We start from the raw sequence: 16,698 nt of genomic DNA on the forward strand, positions 1-16,698 counted from the left end.
TCTTACTCCATATGAGAGATATATTTGTGATATATCTTGTGGTTTCGTACGCTGAGGTGAGCCCGGCGGCGTCGCCGGGCCGCGACCGAGGGGAAGTCACACATGAGCGACACCGCACTCCGAATCAGGGTGATCGGGGACCTCTTCCCGGAGCTCGCCGAGCAGCTCGCGGCCACCGGGGCCGAGGCGGTGCAGGACGCGGCCGACGCGCAGGGAATTGTCTGCAGCTACGGTGGCACGCCCGCGGAGCTGCACGACACGCTCGCTGCGCACCCGGGCATCCCCTGGGTGCAGCTGCCGAGCGCCGGGATCGAGGCGTTTGCCGCGTCACTGCGCGATCACCCCGGGCTGATCTGGACGAGCGCGAAGGGGGCGTTCGCGCTCCCCGTCGCCGAGCACGCCCTCGCGCTCACGCTCGCCCTGCTGCGCGAGCTCCCCGAGCGGGTGCGCGCGCGGTCGTGGGCCCCGGCGAGCGGGACCTCGCTCCACGGGCTCCACGTGGTGGTCGTGGGAGCCGGCGGGGTGGGGCTTGAGATCGTGCGCCTGATGAAGTGCTTCGACACGCGGGTCACGGTGGTGCGCCGCCGCGGTGAGCCGGTCGCCGCGGCCGATCGCACGGTGACGGACGCGGAGCTCATGGCGGTGCTGCCCACGGCCGATGTCGTCGTGCTCGCGGCCGCGGCCACCCCCGACACACGCCAGCTGATCGACGCTGCGGCGCTCGCGGCGCTGCCCGCGCACGCGGTCCTCATCAACATTGCGCGCGGGGCGCTCGTCGACACCGACGCGCTCGTCGCGGCGCTCGGGGCCGGCCGGATCGCCGGCGCCGCACTCGACGTCACCGATCCTGAGCCGCTCCCCGACGGGCACCCGCTCTGGGAGGAGCCGCGGGCGCTCATCACGCCGCACGCCGCCGACACGCTCGAGATGATCAGGCCGCTCTACGCCGCGCGGGTGGGCGAAAACGTGGCGCGCCGCCGCGCCGGCCGCGAGCTCGTCGGGCTCGTGGATCCGGCCGCGGGGTACTGAGCGGGGGTCGGCTCCGCCCCAGCGTCTTGCCCCGGGTGCGCACTCTGTCGCGGGACCGCATCCCGCCGCGGGACCGCGTTCGGACCCGCCCCAGCGTTTTGCCGCGCCCTAGCGTCGGGTGAGCGCCGCGAGCGCGGCGAGATCCCGACCGCCCCAGCCCAGCGCGCGCGCCGCCGCGAAGCGCTCGGCAGCGCTCGCGAACACCGGCAGCGGCGTGGCGGTGGTTGCCGAGAGCTCGGCGAGCAGCCGCTGCGCCTCGGCGAGCCCCCCGATTGTCGCGTCTGAGGGCGCCTCGAAGTCTGCCGCGAGCGCGAGCGGAAGGCAGCGTTCGAGCATCGCGCTCTGCGCCCACCCGCCCGAGAGCGCGCGGGTGGCCGCGGCCGGGTCGATGCCGAGCGCGTCAATGAGGTTCGCGGCCTCGGCCGCGATCGCGACGTGCGTGCTCACGAGCATCTGGTTCACCAGTTTGAGCGCGAGCCCGCTGCCCACCGGCCCCAGCCACTCGATCACACCGGCGTACGCGGCGGCCACCTCCAGCAGGGGCTGGCGGGCCTCGGGGTGGCCGCCGGCCATCACGGCGAGCGTCCCGGCCGCCGCCGCGACCGCGCCGCCGCTCACGGGGGCGTCTGCAAAGAAGACGCCGCGCGCGGCCGCGGCCGCACCAAGCTCGCTCGCGAGCCCCGGGTCGAAGGTGCCGTGCTCGACGAGCACGAGGCCGGGCCTCGCCGCCGAGACGAGTCCGCCCTCGCACAGGTACACCTCGCGCACGGCCGCGGAGCCGAGCACGCAGCCGAGCACGATGTCGCAGGACTCCGCCAGCTCTGCCGGCCCGTCGGCCACTCGCGCGCCGCGCGCCGCGAATGGCGCCGCGCGCTCGGGGCTGCGATTCCACACGTGTAGCTCGTGTCCGGCGTCGAGGAGTCGGTGCGCCATTGGCGCACCCATCGCGCCGAGCCCGATGAACCCCACGCGGGCCGGGGAACTGGTGCCGGTCATGTGTGCCTCCTTTAGATCAGTCGCTGCCCGCCGTCGACGGGGAGTATCGCCCCGGTGACATAGTCGGTGTCGAGCAGGGCCAGGCACGCCGCGGCGATGTCCTCCGGCGTGCCCGAGCGCCGCAGCGGACTCGTCTCGATGACACGGTCCCGGATCTGGTCCCAGCCAAGGGTGCGCTCGGTGTCGACAAGTCCCGGCGCGATCGCATTGACCCGCACCTCGGGCCCCAGCGCCACCGCGAGGAGCCGTGTGAGGTGCTCAAGCCCGGCCTTGCTGACCGCGTACGGGATCGAACTCCCGCTCACCGTGCTCGCCGCGAGGGATGTCATGTTGATCACGCTGCCGCGCGCGGCGGCGAGATCTGACGCGCAGGCCTGCACGAGATACCAGGGTCCGGCGAGATTCACCGAGAGCATTCGCGTGAAGAAGTCTGGCGTGACCGCGGCGAGATCGGCGTGCGGCACCGGGATCCCGATCCCCGCGTTGTTGATCACCACGTCGATGCGCCCGAACGCGGCGCGCGCGGCCTCGGCGAGCTCGGCCGCCTGCGCCGGATCGGACAGATCCGCCTCAACGTACCGGGCGTCGCCCAGCTCGGCGCAGAGCGCGTCCCCGGCCTCCTGCGTGCCGCAGCCGTGCGCGACGATCCTGAAGCCGCGCGCCGCGAGGCGCCGCGCGATTGCCCGGCCGATGCCCCCGGTGGCCCCGGTGACGATCGCGACGGGTGCGGGATCAGGCTGAGCGTGGGGCATGCGGGACCTCGTTCTGCGTGGGGATCGGAGTCCCGGCGGGAGCTCCCGCGCACCGACGTCCCACGTGGGCGCATCGGTGCGCTCCCCAGCCACGATAGCGAATATGTTTCAGCCGCTCGAAGATATGTCATCCATATATCTCAGCGCGGTGTGGCGTCGCCGCACGGGGCTGCTCGGCGCGGCTGCACGGGGCTGCTCGGCGGCCCTCAGCGTCGCTGAGGGCCGCCCGGTTCCGCCTCCTCCGTGAGCCCGCGGCGCTGGGTGAGCCTCCCGTCCGCGTCGAGTGCGAGCACCGTGTCGATCCCGATCCGCTCGAGGAACGCGAAGTCGTGACTCACGACGAGCAGCGCCCCCCGGTACGCATCGAGCGCTTCGGCGAGCTGCTCAACGCTGGCGAGATCGAGGTTGTTGGTCGGCTCGTCGAGGATGAGGAGCTGCGCCGGCGGATCGGCGAGCAGCAGACGAGCCAGCGACACCCGGAAGCGCTCGCCGCCGGAGAGCGTGCGCACCGGCCGATCCGCGGCGTCGCCGCGCAGCAGCATCCGGGCGAGCTGGTTGCGGATCACGCCGTCGGTCGCCTCGGGCGTCACCGCGCGCACGTTGTGCAGCGCACTCGCGTCCTCGTCGAGCCCGTCGAGTCGCTGCGGCAGGTAGCCCACGCGGTCGGTGAGGAGCTGTCCGGACGCGCGCCCCGGCACCGCAGCTCCGCCGCTGCGGAGCTGCTCGATCAGGGTCGACTTGCCGGATCCGTTCGGGCCGATCAGCGCCACCCGCTCCGGGCCCTGCACCACGATCGACTGGCTGCTGCTGCTGCTGCTGTTGCCGCCTGCCCGGTCGTCCCGGGACCCCGCGTGCAGCTCGGCGATCCGCCGGCCGCGCGCGACCCCGGGATCCGGGAGCGTCAGGTTGATGCGGCTGGTGCTGCGCACGCGCGCGTCCGCGGCGTCGACGGCGGCCTGCGCCGATACGACCTTGTCGTCGAGCGTGGTGCGCAGCGCTCCGGCCGAGGCCTGCGCGCGGTTCGCCCGGGTGCCGGCGATGATCTTGGGGATCCCGCCGTCGCGCTGCGTCTTCGCCGCCGTGCGTGCCCGGCGCGCGAGCTTGGTTTCCGCCTCGACCCGCTGCCGCTTCTCCACCTTCAGGGCCTGCTGCGCCGCCCGCGCCGCCTGCTCGGCAGCCGCCTGCTCCTGCTCGCGGTGCTGCTCCCACGCGCTGTATGGCCCGCCGAAGGTTTCGAGGCGGCCCGCAAACAGCTCGGCGGTGTGGTCCATGCGCTCGAGCAGCTCCCGGTCATGGCTCACGACCACGAGGGTGCCCGGCCACGCATCGACGAACTCGCCGAGCTGCGCTCGGGTGGCGCGATCCAGATTGTTCGTGGGCTCGTCGAGCAGCGTGATCGGGGTGCGCCGCAGCCGCAGGCCGGTGAGCGCCACGAGCATCGCCTCTCCGCCCGAAAGCTCGGCGACCCGGCGGTCGAGCGAGGCGGTGCCGAGCCCGATCTGGTCGAGCGCCTCCGCGGCGCGCGATTCGACGTCCCAGTCGTCGCCCACCGCGTCGAAGTGGCGCTGGTCGACGTCGCCGGACTCGATGGCTCGGAGCGCCGCGAGCGTCGCTCCGATGCCGAGCAGCTCGGACACGGGGGCGTCTCCGCGCAGCGTGAGCTGCTGGGGGAGATAGCCGACCTCGCCGTCCGTGGTGATGCGCCCGGACGTGGGCGCGAGCTCGCCGGCGATGAGCCGCAGCAGCGTCGATTTTCCGGCGCCGTTGCTGCCCGTGAGCCCGGTGCGGCCGGCCGAAAATGTGCCGGTGACGCGCGTGAGCGCGGCGGTACCGTCTGGCCACACGAGGGTGAGCTCGTGCAGCGAAATGGGGGAGTGGTGAGACATGATGGTGTGCTTTCAGCGTGTGTGAGACGCGCGGCGCTGCGACCGGGAGCGCGGGGCCTGGCCGTCCGTGCGGCACCGGCCGGCCACGGCCTGCCCCCGCGGGGTGCCTGCGGCGGGCCGCGGCGGGTCGCCGGGCGTCCGGAAGGCGAGCGGTGCCCGAGGGTGCGCTTGCGTCGGATGAGTAGAACGGTGGTGAGAGGTGGGTGGCGGCTCGCCCGTGGATCAACGCCCGGTGCGGGCGGATCCGTGCGGAAACGTGAGCTCAGGCTCGCGCGCAGCTCGTGCTGCGTGCGTGCGCCACCGGCGTGCGGTGGCTAGCGGCCATCCACCTCAATCAGTCCCATGCAGAACAGCTTAGCCGCTCCGGCTTCCCGTTGCGAGTGGGGACGCACGGGCCGGCCACTGCTCCCGCACCAGAAGCTCTTCCGCTGCTCCGCGATCGATGCGAAAATACCGGGGACAGCGGGGCGCGGTCGCCCCGCTGCGGACGGGGGATGATCCAGATGAGCAAGATCACCGAGGCCCAGCGGCCACGCAGCGGGCGCGCACGCGCGGGAGCGCTCGCGGTCCTCGCGGTGGGCGGCCTGCTACTGAGCGGCTGCGCCGCCGCCCCTGGGGAGGCAGGCCAGCCGACCGCGGCCGCCGACGCGGGTGCCGTTGAGCGGCCGGAAGCCCCGGCCGGCGAGCTGCCAGCGGAGCTGCAGCAGCGGCTGCAGGACGCGCTCGACCGCACGCTCGCCGAGTACGACGTTCCGGGGGCCGCAGCTGGGGTCTGGGTTCCCGGATCCGGGTCGTGGACCACCGCGACCGGCGTCGCCGACGTCGCAGAAGACGCGCCGGTCACCACCGAGATGAGCTGGCCAATCCGCAGCATCACGAAGTCGTACACGGTCACGATGGTGCTGCAGCTCGCCGACGAGGGCGAGCTCAGGCTTGACGACACGATCGACCGGTACGTCGACGGGGTCACGAACGGTGACGAGATCACGCTGCTGCAGCTTGCGAACATGTCGAGCGGCGTCGCCGACTATGTCACCGACGAGTTCTTTGCCGAGTACGTCAAGGACCAGACCCACGTCTACACCCTCGAAGAGCTCAACAGCGGCGTGCTCGGGGCACCCGCGCAGTTCGCCCCGGGAACCGAGTACGTCTATACGAACGCCAACACCAACCTGCTCGCCGCGGTGATCGAGCGGGTGACGGGCGACGACTACGCGACCGCGCTGCAGGCCCGGATCCTCGACCCGCTCGGCCAGACCGGCACGAGCTACACCCCCGATGTCGCCGACTGGACCGCGCCGCACGCGATCGGGTACATGCCGGACCCCGACGGGGCAGCGCCGCTGCCGCAGGATCAGAACCCGTCGATTCTCGGCGCGGCGGGCGCCATGTTCTCGACCCTCGACGACGGGCGCGTGTGGGCGGATACGCTCGGGTCCGGCGCGCTGCTGCGGCCCGAGACGCAGGCGCTCCGCGAAGTTGGGCACAGGATCGAGAAGCCGCCCTACGACATCTACGCGGTGGGGATGGGCGAGACCGACGGCTGGCTGGGGCACAACGGCGAGGGGCTCGGGTTTACGGCGGCAACGTTCAACAACCCGGCGACCGGAGCCAGCATCGTGGTGTACGCGAACCTCTCGAACCTGCCCGACGGCGCACACCCGGCAGATCAGGCCTTCCGTGCGCTCGCCGGGGTGCTCGCGGACGCGGGGTAGCCGCGCCGCCGCGCGGTGCGGGGTCCGCCCTGGTGGGGCGGACCCCGACGCGGGCGGGGGTGTGGTCCCGCACCGCTGCCGGGCTCAGCTCGGGCCGGGCATGTCCTTGATGAGGTTCGTGATCCGCATCGTGCAGCAGCGCCGCCCGCCCTCGTCGGTCACCACGATCTCATGCACCGTGATGGTGCGGCCCAGGTGCACCGGCGTGCACACCCCGGTGACGTAGCCGGCGGTGGCGGATCCGGTGTGCGTTGCGTTGATGTCCACGCCCACGGCGAGGCGGCCGGGCCCCGCGTGGAGGTTCGCCGCCATCGACCCGAGCGACTCCCCGAGCACCACGTACGCGCCGCCGTGCATGAAGCCGACGGTCTGCCGGTTTCCGGCCACGGGCATGCGCCCAACCGTGCGCTCGGCGGTGTACTCCGTGAACTCGATCCCCATCGCCTCGGCAAGCTCGCCCGCGCCGTTCGCGGCCACCCAGTTGTGCGCGTCGGGTGCGGCGGTCGCTGACGGAGCGGCGGCGGTCGCAGTGTCGGCGGCGACGGCTCCGGGAACCGTAGCCGCCGCGTCGGCCGTGAGCGGTGCGCCGCTCACAGCCCGGCCTCCTGCGCGCGCGGCTCGCCCGTGAATACGGGGGTGCGTTTCTCCTGGAACGCGGCGAAGCCCTCGCGGTAGTCGGGGGTGTCGCGGAGCGATGCCTGCACGCGGTTCTCCGCCCACATCGAGGTCCACATGCCGATCCGGCCGTCGCGCAGCTCATGCACGAGCGTCTTCGAGGCGAGGAACGCCTGGGTGGCGCCCACCGCGGCCGCGCGTGCGGCGGCGCGGGTGCGCTCAAGCACCTCGTCGTCGGGGAACGCCTGCGAGAACAGCCCGGCACGCACCGCCTCGGCACCGGTCATGAGCCGCCCGCTGTACACGAGATCGAGCGTGCGGTGGGCGCCGAGCCGCTCGAAGAACAGCGCGTGGCCGCCCGAGTCGAGCGTGGCGCCCAGGTTTGCGAACGGGCTGCCGATCTTCGCCGAATCTGCCACGTACACCACGTCCGAGGCGATGAGCAGCCCGAGTCCCACACCGAGACACGCGCCGTGGGCCACCGCGTACGTCGGCGCGGGGAACGCCGTCATCTGCTCCATGAGCGGCTGGAGGCGGCCCTCAAGGTAGCCGAGCACGTCGTCGGTTGCCGGATCGACGCCCGAGATATCGCGCCCGGCGCAGAACGCGCGCCCCTCACCGCGCAGCACCACGGCGCGCACGCCGGCCCGTTCTGCCTCGGCGTACGCGTCCGAGAGCGCGAGGAGGCCATCGGGCCCGAGCGAGTTCAGCCGCTGGGGTGCGTTCAGCGTGATTTCCGCGACGCCGTCGGTGATGGTGAGGTCGATTTCTGCGCTGGAGGAGGTCGCGGTGCTCATGGGGAGGGCCTCGTTTCGGGGGTGGGGCGGGTCACGCGTCGTAGTTGACGACGAGCCGCTCGGACTGTGGGTGTGACTGGCAGGTGAGCACGTAGCCACGCTCGATCTCGTCGGCTTCGAGCGCGTAGTTCTCGGTCATTGACACCGACCCCTCGGTGACGAGTGCGCGGCAGGTGCCGCAGACGCCGCCCGCGCAGGCGAACGGCACGTCGGGGCGCACGCGGAGCGCCGCGTTGAGCACGGTCTCGTTCGCGGCGACGGGGCTCTCGACCGACGCCGAGGTGCCGTCGAGGGTGAAATCGATCGTGACCGTCTTCTCGCCGCTGCGCACCTCGACGGGCCGAGCGCGGGTGGGCGCTGGCTCGCCCGTAGTGAACAGCTCAAAGCGGATGCGCGATGCGGGCACGCCGTGCTCGGTGAGCAGATCGCGGCACAGCTGCACGAGCTCGAACGGGCCGCAGAGCACCCACTCATCAGCAATATCCACGGGGATCACGTCGCGCAGGATCGTGCGCAGCCGCTCCTCGTCGAGCCGTCCGGACAGGATCGGTGCCGAGCGCTGTTCGCGCGAGAGCACGTGATGCAGGGCGAGCCGCTGCGGGTAGCGGTCCTTGAGATCGGCGAGCTCCTCGACGAACATCACCTCGGTGGAGGAGCGGTTGGTGAAGAGGAGGTCGAAGCGGGAAGTGTCGCTCTGCGCGAGCACGCGGTGCGCCATCGTGATGATCGGGGTGATGCCCGATCCGGCGGCGATGCCGACCACGTGCTGGCCCGCGAGCTCGTCGAGGTTTGAGGTGAACGCCCCCTGTGGGGTCATCACCTGGAGCGTGTCGCCGACGCGCAACGAATCGTTCACCCAGGTGGAGAACACCCCGCCGAGGTCGCGCTTCACCGCGACCGAGATCTTGCCGTCCGCCGGGGGGCGGCAGATCGAGTACGAGCGGCGCAGGTCCTCGCCGTCGATCGTGGTGCGCAGCGCGAGGTGCTGCCCCGCGAGGTAGTGGTAGTCGTCGGCGAGGTGATCCGGCACCTCGAAGGTCACCTCCACGCTCGACTCGGTCAGCGGGCGCACCTCTGCGACGCGGAGTTCGTTGAACGTCGCGCGCTTCTTTGCGCCGAGGTTGATGGCAGCCATTGCTGCTCCCTTCGCGGCCGTGCCGGCCGGGTGAACGCGGGGGAGGCCCCCGAAGCTAGTGGGTCTTGAAGTAGTCGAACGGTTCGAGGCAGGCGAGGCACTCGTAGTGCGCCTTGCACGCGGTGGAGCCAAAGCGCGAAACCTCGCGGGTCCGCGGCGAGTGGCAGCGGGGGCACTTGACCGACAGCTGGAGCATCACCGGGCCGTCGCCGAGCGCCGAGCGCACGTGCGGCGGCGCGATCCCGTATTCCTCGAGCTTCTGCTTGCCGGCGGCGCTCATCCAGTCGGTGGTCCACGCGGGTGACAGCGTGGTGGTCACGTCTACGCGCTCGTACCCAGCCTCGCGGAGCCGCGCCGTGACATCGTCGCGCATCTGGTCGATCGCGGGGCACCCCGAGTACGTGGGGGTGAGCACCACGTGCGCGCCGTCGGGGGTGACCGCGGCGTCGCGCAGCACCCCGAGGTCCTCGATCGTGAGCACCGGCACCTCCGGATCTGGCACCTGCGCGGCGATGTCCCAGATGCGGGCGGCCGCCGGGTTGCTCGGTCGCAGCTCGGCTACCATGATGCACCCGGGTGGCGGCGGGCGAGCCACTGCATCTCGGCCACAATGTAGCCCATGCGCGTGCTGTGGACGCCGGATCGGCCGCGCGCCCGCGCGGCTGGGAGATCGGGAACCGCAAGCTCGGCCTCCGTGAAGACCGTGTCGACGGCCCGGTCGAAGCCCGCGCGCAGCTCGGACGGGCGCGGCGCGATCCCGGCGAGGCGACCGTTCAGCGGCTCGTCAGTGAAGAGCTCAGCGACGAAGGGCCAGGCGCGCTCGAAGCCGGTGACGATCCGCTCGCGCGAGAGCTCGGTGCCGCCGGCCAGGCGCAGCACCCACTGGGCGGCGTGGTCGAGGTGGTAGCTGACCTCGCGCTCCGCCTTCGCAGCGATCGCCTGGAGGGTCGCGTCGCTGCTCGTGAGCAGCGCCCGGTACAGCTGCACCTGGTACACGGAGAACAGGAACAGGCGGGCGATCGTGTCGCCGAAGCCGCCGTTCGGCTGCTCGACGAGCCAGCTGCTGCGGAACTCGGGCTCGTCGCGCCAGTACGCGAGATCGTCCTCGGAGCGGCCCGAGGCCGTGCCGGCGTAGTGCAGCAGTGCGCGGGCGTGGCCGAGCAGATCGAGCGTGATGTTCGAGAGCGCGAGATCCTCTTCGAGCTCCGGGGCCCGCGAGATCCACCAGGCGAGCTGCTGGGACAGGATCAGCGAGTCATCGCCGAGCCAGAGTGCGTACTCCGCGACGTCAGCGCTCGCGGTCTCACCCGAGCCCGGCAGCTCGTCGACGAGGCGAAGCTCGTCGACCGTCACGTCGACGGCGTGCGCCTCGGCGGTCTGCGTATCGAGATCGTGGCTCACAGGTGCTTCACCCCCTCAGCGCGCGCGTAGTACACGGCGTGACGGTAGTTCTTGCCCGCCGGCGACTCGAAGTACGCGCCCTTTGAATCTGGATCGCTCGTGGTGATCGCGGCGGCCGGGACCACCCAGATCGACACACCCTCGTTGCGCCGGGTGTAGAGGTCGCGCGCGTTGCGCAGCGCCATCGCCTCGTCTGGCGCGTGAAGCGATCCTGCGTGGACGTGGCTCAGGCCGCGGTTCGCGCGGATGAACACCTCCCACAGGGGCCAGGCTTCGGTCCCCAGTTCTCCGGGTGTCGACATCTTCGTCTCCTCTTTCGTGCGGGTGTAGCGGGTGTGGGTGGGGATCAGGCGGCGAAGCGGGCGCGGTCGCGCTGCTTCTGCGCGTACACGGCGGCGGCCTCGCGGACCCACGCGCCGTCCTCGTGGGCGGTGCGGCGGTGGTCGATGCGCTCGCCGTTGGCGGGCCCCTCGCCGTTGAGCACCGCCATGAACTCGTCCCAGTCGATCGGGCCCGAGATCCACTTGCCGGTCTCCTCATCGAAGCGGAGATCCTTGTCGGGGCACTCAAGTCCGAGCGCCTCGAACTGGGGCACGCACATGCCGACGAAGCGCTGGCGCAGCTCGTCGTTCGAGAACCGCTTGATCTTCCACGCCATCGACTGCGCCGAGTTGGGTGAGGCGTCATCGCTCGGGCCAAACATCATGAGTGAGGGCCAGTACCAGCGGTTCACCGCGTCCTGCGCCATCTGCTTCTGCTCGGGGGTGCCGTGCGAGAGCTCGTACAGGATCTCGAAACCCTGCCGCTGGTGGAACGACTCTTCCTTGCAGATGCGCACCATCGCCCGGCCGTAGGGCCCGTAGGAGGCGCGGCAGAGCGGGACCTGGTTGCAGATCGCGGCGCCGTCGACCAGCCAGCCGATCGCGCCCATGTCTGCCCAGGTGGGGGTGTGGTAGTTAAAAATCGAGGAGTAGCGGGCCTTGCCGTCGATGAGCTTCTGCGTCATCTCCTCGCGCGTGACGCCGAGCGTCTGCGCCGCCGAGTAGAGGTAGAGTCCGTGACCCGCCTCGTCCTGCACCTTCGCGATGAGGATCGCCTTGCGCTTGAGGCTGGGCGCGCGGGAGATCCAGTTCGCCTCGGGCTGCATCCCGATGATCTCGGAGTGCGCGTGCTGCGAGATCTGCCGCACGAGCGTGCTCCGGTACTTCTCTGGCATCCAGTCGCGCGGCTCAATGCGCTGGTCAGCCTCGATGATCTCGTCGAAGCGGGCCTGCTGTTCCTGCTCGTCGAGCTCGCGCTGCGCGGTGTGCCCTGGTGCGGCCGTGTGTGCCATCTGCTGCCTCCTTGCGTCAGAGCCCGGGCGGACTCCCACCCGAATATGAGTGGTGAAGTGGTAGTGTTTCGGTTGAGATAATTACTTACCGAATGTTCAGTGAGTATACTCGTTCCGGGAACCAACCGCAAAGACCCCCGCGGTTCGGATCCACCACCTCGAGGCAGCACGCAATGGAGCGCACATGAGTTCAGTGACGAACCCGCAACACATCGACCTCACCGAATCCTCGGTCGAGCTGGATCCCACCTGGTCGGCCACCGCGATGCTGCGCACGGACACCGCCAAGCGCGCATTCGGCATCAGGATCGCCGAGCTCGAACGCGGCCGCGCCGTGCTCAGCATGGAGGTCCGCGACGACATGGTCAACGGCTTCGGGATCACGCACGGCGGCATGGTGTTCACCCTCGCCGACACCGCTTTCGCTTACGCGTGCAACGAGGGCGCCAACGCCGTCGTTGCCTCGGGCGTCGACATCACGTTTACGCGCGCCAGCGGCGTGGGGGACACGCTCTTCGCCACCGCCGAGCGACGCTGGCTCCGCGGCCGCAACGGACTCTACGACATCACGGTGACCGATCAGACCGGCGAGGTCGTCGCCGAGTTCCGCGGCAGATCGTTCGCAACCGACCGACCGCTCCCGCAGCCCGCATAAGTCTTCCCCCCGCATCCCCCCCCCATCACACCGCGCGCCCCCACGCGCATCCCCCGTGTTCACCGCCGCACACCTGAAAGAGGCCCCCATGTCCGCCACTTCCCCCCTCACCGCCGCCCGGGGACTTCACGACGCAGAACGATTCACTCGCCCCGAACTCGAAGCGCTGCAGCTCGAACGCCTCCAGTGGACCGTGCGCCACGCGTACGAAAACGTCCCCTTCTACCGCAACCGCTTCGACGAGATGGGCGTTCACCCCAGCGACATCCGTCAGCTCAGCGACATCGAGCGACTTCCGTTCACCACGAAGGACGACCTGCGAGCCAATTACCCGTTCGGGCTCTTCGCCGTGCCGATGGAAGACGTGCGCAGGGTGCACGCCTCCTCGGGCACCACCGGTCGCCTCACCGTGGTGGGGTACACCGACCGCGACCTCGAAAACTGGGCCGACCTCATCGCGCGCTCGCTCTACGCCTCGGGCGTGCGGCCGGGCTGGAAGGTGCACAACGCGTACGGCTACGGCCTCTTCACCGGAGGGCTCGGGGCCCACGCCGGGATCGAGCGCCTCGGCTGCACCGTGATCCCCATGTCGGGTGGGCAGACCGAGAAACAGGTGCAGCTCATCAACGACTTCAAGCCCGACGCGATCATGTGCACCCCGAGCTACCTGCTCACCATCGCCGACGCGTTCGAGAAGGCGGGCCTCGACCCCCGGGAGTCGAGCCTCAAAGTGGCGATCTGCGGTGCCGAGCCCTGGACCGACTCGATGCGGCGCGAGCTCGAGGAGCGCCTCAACATTAAGGCCGTCGACATCTACGGCCTGTCCGAGATGATGGGCCCCGGCGTCGGCAACGAGTGCGTCGAAACGCAGGACGGTCCGCACATCTGGGAGGACCACTTCCTCCCGGAGATCATCGACGAGGATCTGCGGCAGGTCGTGGACGGGGTGCAGGGCGAGCTCGTCTTCACCACGCTCACCAAAGAGGCGTTCCCCATGATCCGCTACCGCACCCGCGACCTCACCTCGCTCAACCCGGGCACCGCGCGCCCCGCCCACCGCCGCATCGCGAAGATCACCGGGCGCAACGACGACATGATCATCCTGCGCGGCGTCAACCTGTTCCCCACCCAGATCGAGGAGATCGCGCTCGAAGTGGAGCATCTCACCTCCCACTTCATCCTCGAACTCTCGAAGCGCGGCACGATGGACCACCTCGTGGTGAAGATCGAGCCCGAGGTCGCCGCCACGGGAGCGGAGGCCGACGCCGCGGCGAAGGTGCTGCAGAAGCGGATCAAGGATCGCGCGGGGACCACCCTCGGCGTTGAGCTCGTGGCGCCCGGCACGCTGCCCCGCTCCGAAGGAAAGCTGAAGCGGCTCTACGACCTGCGGTAGCTTTGGTGCGGGCGGGTGTTTCCCGCCCGCACCAGTACGCCGGGCGCTGGGGAAGGCTCCGGGTGAAGGGAGACACCGTTGGGGACTGTCGACGCACCGCAGACCGCCCGCCGCGGCCGGCCGGGCCACGACCAGAACAGCATGCTCGAGGTGATCGTGCAGCTGTTCATGGACCGCGGCTACGACGCCTCATCGCTCGACATGATTGCCAAGCGGCTCGGCCTCTCGAAATCGGCGGTGTACCACCACTTCTCCTCAAAGGCAGAGATGCTCGAGATCGCCCTCGAACGCGCCCTCGGCGAGCTTGAGCGCGTGTTCGACGAGGCGGAGGCCGAAGAGACCGAAGCCGTGGTGCGGATCCGCCGCATCGTGCGCGAGGCGGTGCTCGTTGCGTGCGAGCGCCAGCAGTACCTCGTGCTCCTGCTGCGCCTGCACGGCAACTCGGAGGTCGAGCTGCGCGCGATGGCGCGCCGCCGCGAGCTCACCGCGCGCCTAAGCAAGACGTTCGCTGAGGCCCGCGCCGCGGGCGACCTGCGCGACGATATGGACCCGGCGCTCGCCGCCCGCCTCACGTTCGGCCTGGTCAACTCGCTGGTCGAGTGGTACCGCCCCGACGGCCCGGACGAGCCGGAGGCCCTCGCGGAGGGCGTGCTCTCGTACGTGCGCTCCGGCCTGCGGGTCAACGAGGAGCGCGACTTCCGCTAGCGCGTGGCGGGCGCGCTGCGCGGTCTTGTGCCGCGGCTCCGCAGATCCGACCCGTGAGCGCGTTTCCGACCCTATTCGTGGTGCGTGCGCGCCCGCGAACAGGGTCGGATCTGAAGGAGCGGGTCGGATCTGCGCGGGGGCCGGGGCGGGCGCGGCCGGGGCGGGGCCGGAGCGGGGCCGGAGCGGGGGAGCCGCCGGAGCGGCCCCGCCCCGCCCGTGGCCCTACGCGGCGGCGGGCTCCGGCGTCTTCGACACGAGCGTGAGCACGTCGTACGTGGCGACGGTCTCGTCGTTCTGGTTGGTGAGCACCGCGTCCCAGTGCACCTCGCCGTACTCATCGGTCTCGCGCGGCACGATCTGCTTGGCCGTGAGCGCCACCCGCACGGCGTCGCCGGGGGAGACCGGCGTGATGAAGCGCAGGCTTTCGAGCCCGTAGTTCGCGAGCACCGGCCCGGGCTCCGGGGACACAAAGAGCCCCGCGGCGAACGAGAGCAGCAGGTAGCCGTGCGCCACGCGGCCGGGGAAGAACGGGTTCGCCGCGGCCGCCTCCTCGTCGGTGTGCGCGTAGAACGTGTCGCCCGTGAAGTTCGCGAAGTGGGTGATGTCGTCGAGGGTGATCACGCGCGGCTCGGACACCACGCGGTCGCCCACGCGGAGGTCCTGCAGCGACTTGCGGAACGGGTGCGTGTCGTCGCGCGTCGCGGCGCCAGCGTGCCACACGCCGGTGATCGCCGTGAGCATTTCGGGGCTGCCCTGGATCGCGGTGCGCTGCATGTAGTGGAACACGCTGCGCACCCCGCCGAGCTCCTCCCCGCCGCCGGCGCGGCCGGGGCCGCCGTGCACGAGGTTCGGCAGCGGGGAGCCGTGGCCGGTCGAGGCGCGCGCGCTCGTGCGGTCGAGGGTGAGCACGCGGCCGTTGCCGGACGCGATGCGGCGCGTGAGCTGCGCCACGAACTCGGGGTTGGCCGAGGCGACGCTGGTGACGAGCGAGCCGCCGCCCAGCGCCACGAGCGCGGCTGCTCGTGCCGGGGTGTCGTAGCCGATCAGCGACGACACCGGGCCAAACGCCTCGGTGTCGTGCACGCGCGGCGCCTCGGCGTCGTCGAAGCTGAGCAGGATCGGGTCGAGGAACGCGCCCGCGTCGGGTGCCGTTGCGGCCTGGCCGTCGCCGAGCAGCACGCGCCCGCCGCCGTCGGTCAGTTTCTGCACCTGCCGCAGTACCTCGTCGCGCTGCTCGAGCGACGCGAGGGCTCCCATCGTGGTGGCCTCATCGCGGGGATCGCCCACGACCACCTTCGCGGCGATGCGATCGCGGACCGCGTCGGCGACGGCGTCAACGAGCGGGGCCGGCACGATCGCGCGGCGGATCGCGGTGCACTTCTGGCCGGCCTTGGTGGTCATCTCAGTGACGAGCTGCCGCACGTAGCCGTCGAACTCCGGGGTGCCGGGTTCCGCGTCGGGGCCGAGCACGGAGGCGTTGATCGAGTCGGTCTCTGCCCCGAAGATTACGCCGCCGGTCTGCACGGCCGGGTGCAGGCGGAGCGACTCCGCGGTGCTGGCCGAGCCGGTGAACGAGACGACGTCGCCGAGCTGCGCGTGGTCGAAGACGGTGCGGATCGAGCCGGAGACGAGCTGCACGGAGCCGGCGGGGAGCAGACCTGATTCGACCATGATCCGCACCATGTGCTCGGCGAGGTAGGCGCCGGGGGTTGCTGGCTTGATGATCGTCGGCATGCCGGCGAGGAACGCGGGGGCGAGCTTTTCGAGTGCGCCCCACACGGGGAAGTTGAACGCGTTGATCTGCACGGCGACGCCGGGGAGCGTGGTGCGGATGTGGCGGCCGATGAACGAGCCGTCCTTCGAGAGCGGCTCGACCGGGCCGTCGAGCTGCACGCGCGCGTTGGGGAGCTCGCGGCGGCCCTTGCCCGAGTAGGTGAACAGCACGCCGATACCGCCGTCGATGTCGACCCAGGAGTCGGTCTTCGTGGCCCCCGTGCGCGTGGAGAGCTCGTAGAGCTCGGCCTTGCGCTCGGTGAGCGCGAGCGCAAGCTGCTTCAGGATCACGGCCCGCTGGTGGAACGTGAGGGCGCCGAGGGTGGCCTGGCCGGTGTCGCGGGCGAACGCCATCGCCCCGGCGAGGTCGAGGCCGGCACTCGACACGAGCGTGACGAGGTCTCCGGTCACGGCATCGCGGACCTCCGCCGCGGGTGCGTCCGCGAGGTCTTCGGCGGCGGGCTGCCACCAGGCGTCAGCGACGTAGCTGCTCAGGATGCCCGACATGTGTGC

The 16,698-nt window shown here is 71.1% G+C and carries 16 protein-coding genes; 5 read left to right on the forward strand and 11 right to left on the reverse strand.

What is annotated here, in order from left to right; translation table 11 throughout:
* Positions 1-102: 102 nt before the first annotated feature.
* On the forward strand, positions 103-1,029 hold the full coding sequence (locus EV139_RS00890; RefSeq protein WP_130452440.1) for an NAD(P)-dependent oxidoreductase: 927 nt from the start codon (positions 103-105) through the stop codon (positions 1,027-1,029).
* Positions 1,030-1,137: 108 nt separating this feature from the next.
* Here EV139_RS00890 and EV139_RS00895 read toward each other — a convergent pair whose 3' ends face one another.
* The 3 genes from EV139_RS00895 to EV139_RS00905 all read right to left on the reverse strand — a co-directional run bounded on the left by EV139_RS00895 (position 1,138) and on the right by EV139_RS00905 (position 4,663).
* On the reverse strand, positions 1,138-2,025 hold the full coding sequence (locus EV139_RS00895) for an NAD(P)-dependent oxidoreductase (protein WP_130452441.1): 888 nt from the start codon (positions 2,023-2,025) through the stop codon (positions 1,138-1,140).
* An 11-nt stretch (positions 2,026-2,036) separates the two neighbouring features.
* Positions 2,037-2,777: an SDR family NAD(P)-dependent oxidoreductase gene (locus tag EV139_RS00900; protein WP_130452442.1), complete on the reverse strand. Its 741-nt coding sequence runs from the start codon at positions 2,775-2,777 to the stop codon at positions 2,037-2,039.
* 206 nt (positions 2,778-2,983) lie between these two features.
* Positions 2,984-4,663, reverse strand: a complete 1,680-nt coding sequence (locus tag EV139_RS00905) for an ABC-F family ATP-binding cassette domain-containing protein (protein ID WP_130452443.1) — start codon at positions 4,661-4,663, stop codon at positions 2,984-2,986.
* Between the two features lie 503 nt (positions 4,664-5,166).
* Here EV139_RS00905 and EV139_RS00910 point away from each other — a divergent pair.
* Positions 5,167-6,378, forward strand: coding sequence for a serine hydrolase domain-containing protein (locus EV139_RS00910; RefSeq protein ID WP_157992959.1), 1,212 nt, complete (start codon positions 5,167-5,169; stop codon positions 6,376-6,378).
* Between the two features lie 84 nt (positions 6,379-6,462).
* Here EV139_RS00910 and EV139_RS00915 read toward each other — a convergent pair whose 3' ends face one another.
* The 7 genes from EV139_RS00915 to paaA form a co-directional block, all read right to left on the reverse strand.
* Positions 6,463-6,819 carry a hotdog fold thioesterase gene (locus tag EV139_RS00915; protein ID WP_130452855.1) on the reverse strand — a complete coding sequence of 119 codons (357 nt, stop codon included), beginning with the start codon at positions 6,817-6,819 and terminating at the stop codon, positions 6,463-6,465.
* Between the two features lie 149 nt (positions 6,820-6,968).
* A complete protein-coding gene (locus EV139_RS00920; RefSeq protein ID WP_130452445.1) occupies positions 6,969-7,790 on the reverse strand; it encodes an enoyl-CoA hydratase/isomerase family protein in 822 nt (273 codons plus the stop codon).
* A 31-nt stretch (positions 7,791-7,821) separates the two neighbouring features.
* Positions 7,822-8,925, reverse strand: coding sequence for a 1,2-phenylacetyl-CoA epoxidase subunit PaaE (gene paaE / locus EV139_RS00925; RefSeq protein WP_130452446.1), 1,104 nt, complete (start codon positions 8,923-8,925; stop codon positions 7,822-7,824).
* 55 nt (positions 8,926-8,980) lie between these two features.
* Complete coding sequence (paaD, locus tag EV139_RS00930; protein ID WP_130452447.1) at positions 8,981-9,490, reverse strand: 1,2-phenylacetyl-CoA epoxidase subunit PaaD; 510 nt, start codon at positions 9,488-9,490, stop codon at positions 8,981-8,983.
* Positions 9,484-10,326 carry a 1,2-phenylacetyl-CoA epoxidase subunit PaaC gene (gene paaC / locus EV139_RS00935; protein WP_130452448.1) on the reverse strand — a complete coding sequence of 281 codons (843 nt, stop codon included), beginning with the start codon at positions 10,324-10,326 and terminating at the stop codon, positions 9,484-9,486. Before paaC ends, paaD begins: the two co-directional genes overlap by 7 nt.
* Positions 10,323-10,628: a 1,2-phenylacetyl-CoA epoxidase subunit PaaB gene (gene paaB, locus EV139_RS00940; protein ID WP_130452449.1), complete on the reverse strand. Its 306-nt coding sequence runs from the start codon at positions 10,626-10,628 to the stop codon at positions 10,323-10,325. Before paaB ends, paaC begins: the two co-directional genes overlap by 4 nt.
* Positions 10,629-10,672: 44 nt before the next feature.
* Positions 10,673-11,659, reverse strand: a complete 987-nt coding sequence (paaA, locus tag EV139_RS00945; RefSeq protein WP_130452450.1) for a 1,2-phenylacetyl-CoA epoxidase subunit PaaA — start codon at positions 11,657-11,659, stop codon at positions 10,673-10,675.
* Positions 11,660-11,843: 184 nt separating this feature from the next.
* Here paaA and paaI point away from each other — a divergent pair, with 184 nt between their 5' ends.
* The 3 genes from paaI (at position 11,844) to EV139_RS00960 (ending at position 14,412) form a co-directional block, all read left to right on the forward strand.
* On the forward strand, positions 11,844-12,314 hold the full coding sequence (paaI, locus tag EV139_RS00950; protein ID WP_130452451.1) for a hydroxyphenylacetyl-CoA thioesterase PaaI: 471 nt from the start codon (positions 11,844-11,846) through the stop codon (positions 12,312-12,314).
* An 88-nt stretch (positions 12,315-12,402) separates the two neighbouring features.
* Complete coding sequence (gene paaK, locus EV139_RS00955) at positions 12,403-13,707, forward strand: phenylacetate--CoA ligase PaaK (RefSeq protein WP_130452452.1); 1,305 nt, start codon at positions 12,403-12,405, stop codon at positions 13,705-13,707.
* Between the two features lie 78 nt (positions 13,708-13,785).
* The gene (locus tag EV139_RS00960; protein WP_237465647.1) at positions 13,786-14,412 is read left to right on the forward strand and encodes a TetR/AcrR family transcriptional regulator; all 627 of its coding nucleotides are present in this window, start codon (positions 13,786-13,788) and stop codon (positions 14,410-14,412) included.
* Between the two features lie 222 nt (positions 14,413-14,634).
* On the opposite strand, the gene paaZ is transcribed toward EV139_RS00960, so the two are convergent.
* Positions 14,635-16,692 (reverse strand): phenylacetic acid degradation bifunctional protein PaaZ, encoded by a 2,058-nt coding sequence (paaZ, locus tag EV139_RS00965; RefSeq protein WP_130452857.1) that lies wholly within the window; start codon positions 16,690-16,692, stop codon positions 14,635-14,637.
* Positions 16,693-16,698: the final 6 nt, after the last annotated feature.

Origin of the sequence: Leucobacter luti (assembly GCF_004217175.1) — a bacterium.
Taxonomy (GTDB): domain Bacteria; phylum Actinomycetota; class Actinomycetes; order Actinomycetales; family Microbacteriaceae; genus Leucobacter; species Leucobacter luti.

Coding starts and splice junctions, on each gene's coding strand:
- EV139_RS00910 (WP_157992959.1), top strand. CDS start 5,167: ATGAGCAAGATCACCGAGGCCCAGCGGCCACGCAGCGGGCGCGCACGC.
- EV139_RS00895 (WP_130452441.1), bottom strand. CDS start 2,025: ATGACCGGCACCAGTTCCCCGGCCCGCGTGGGGTTCATCGGGCTCGGC.
- EV139_RS00915 (WP_130452855.1), bottom strand. CDS start 6,819: ATGGGGATCGAGTTCACGGAGTACACCGCCGAGCGCACGGTTGGGCGC.
- EV139_RS00905 (WP_130452443.1), bottom strand. CDS start 4,663: ATGTCTCACCACTCCCCCATTTCGCTGCACGAGCTCACCCTCGTGTGG.
- paaD (WP_130452447.1), bottom strand. CDS start 9,490: ATGGTAGCCGAGCTGCGACCGAGCAACCCGGCGGCCGCCCGCATCTGG.
- EV139_RS00900 (WP_130452442.1), bottom strand. CDS start 2,777: ATGCCCCACGCTCAGCCTGATCCCGCACCCGTCGCGATCGTCACCGGG.
- paaB (WP_130452449.1), bottom strand. CDS start 10,628: ATGTCGACACCCGGAGAACTGGGGACCGAAGCCTGGCCCCTGTGGGAG.
- EV139_RS00920 (WP_130452445.1), bottom strand. CDS start 7,790: ATGAGCACCGCGACCTCCTCCAGCGCAGAAATCGACCTCACCATCACC.
- paaE (WP_130452446.1), bottom strand. CDS start 8,925: ATGGCTGCCATCAACCTCGGCGCAAAGAAGCGCGCGACGTTCAACGAA.
- paaA (WP_130452450.1), bottom strand. CDS start 11,659: ATGGCACACACGGCCGCACCAGGGCACACCGCGCAGCGCGAGCTCGAC.
- paaK (WP_130452452.1), top strand. CDS start 12,403: ATGTCCGCCACTTCCCCCCTCACCGCCGCCCGGGGACTTCACGACGCA.
- paaZ (WP_130452857.1), bottom strand. CDS start 16,692: ATGTCGGGCATCCTGAGCAGCTACGTCGCTGACGCCTGGTGGCAGCCC.
- paaI (WP_130452451.1), top strand. CDS start 11,844: ATGAGTTCAGTGACGAACCCGCAACACATCGACCTCACCGAATCCTCG.
- EV139_RS00890 (WP_130452440.1), top strand. CDS start 103: ATGAGCGACACCGCACTCCGAATCAGGGTGATCGGGGACCTCTTCCCG.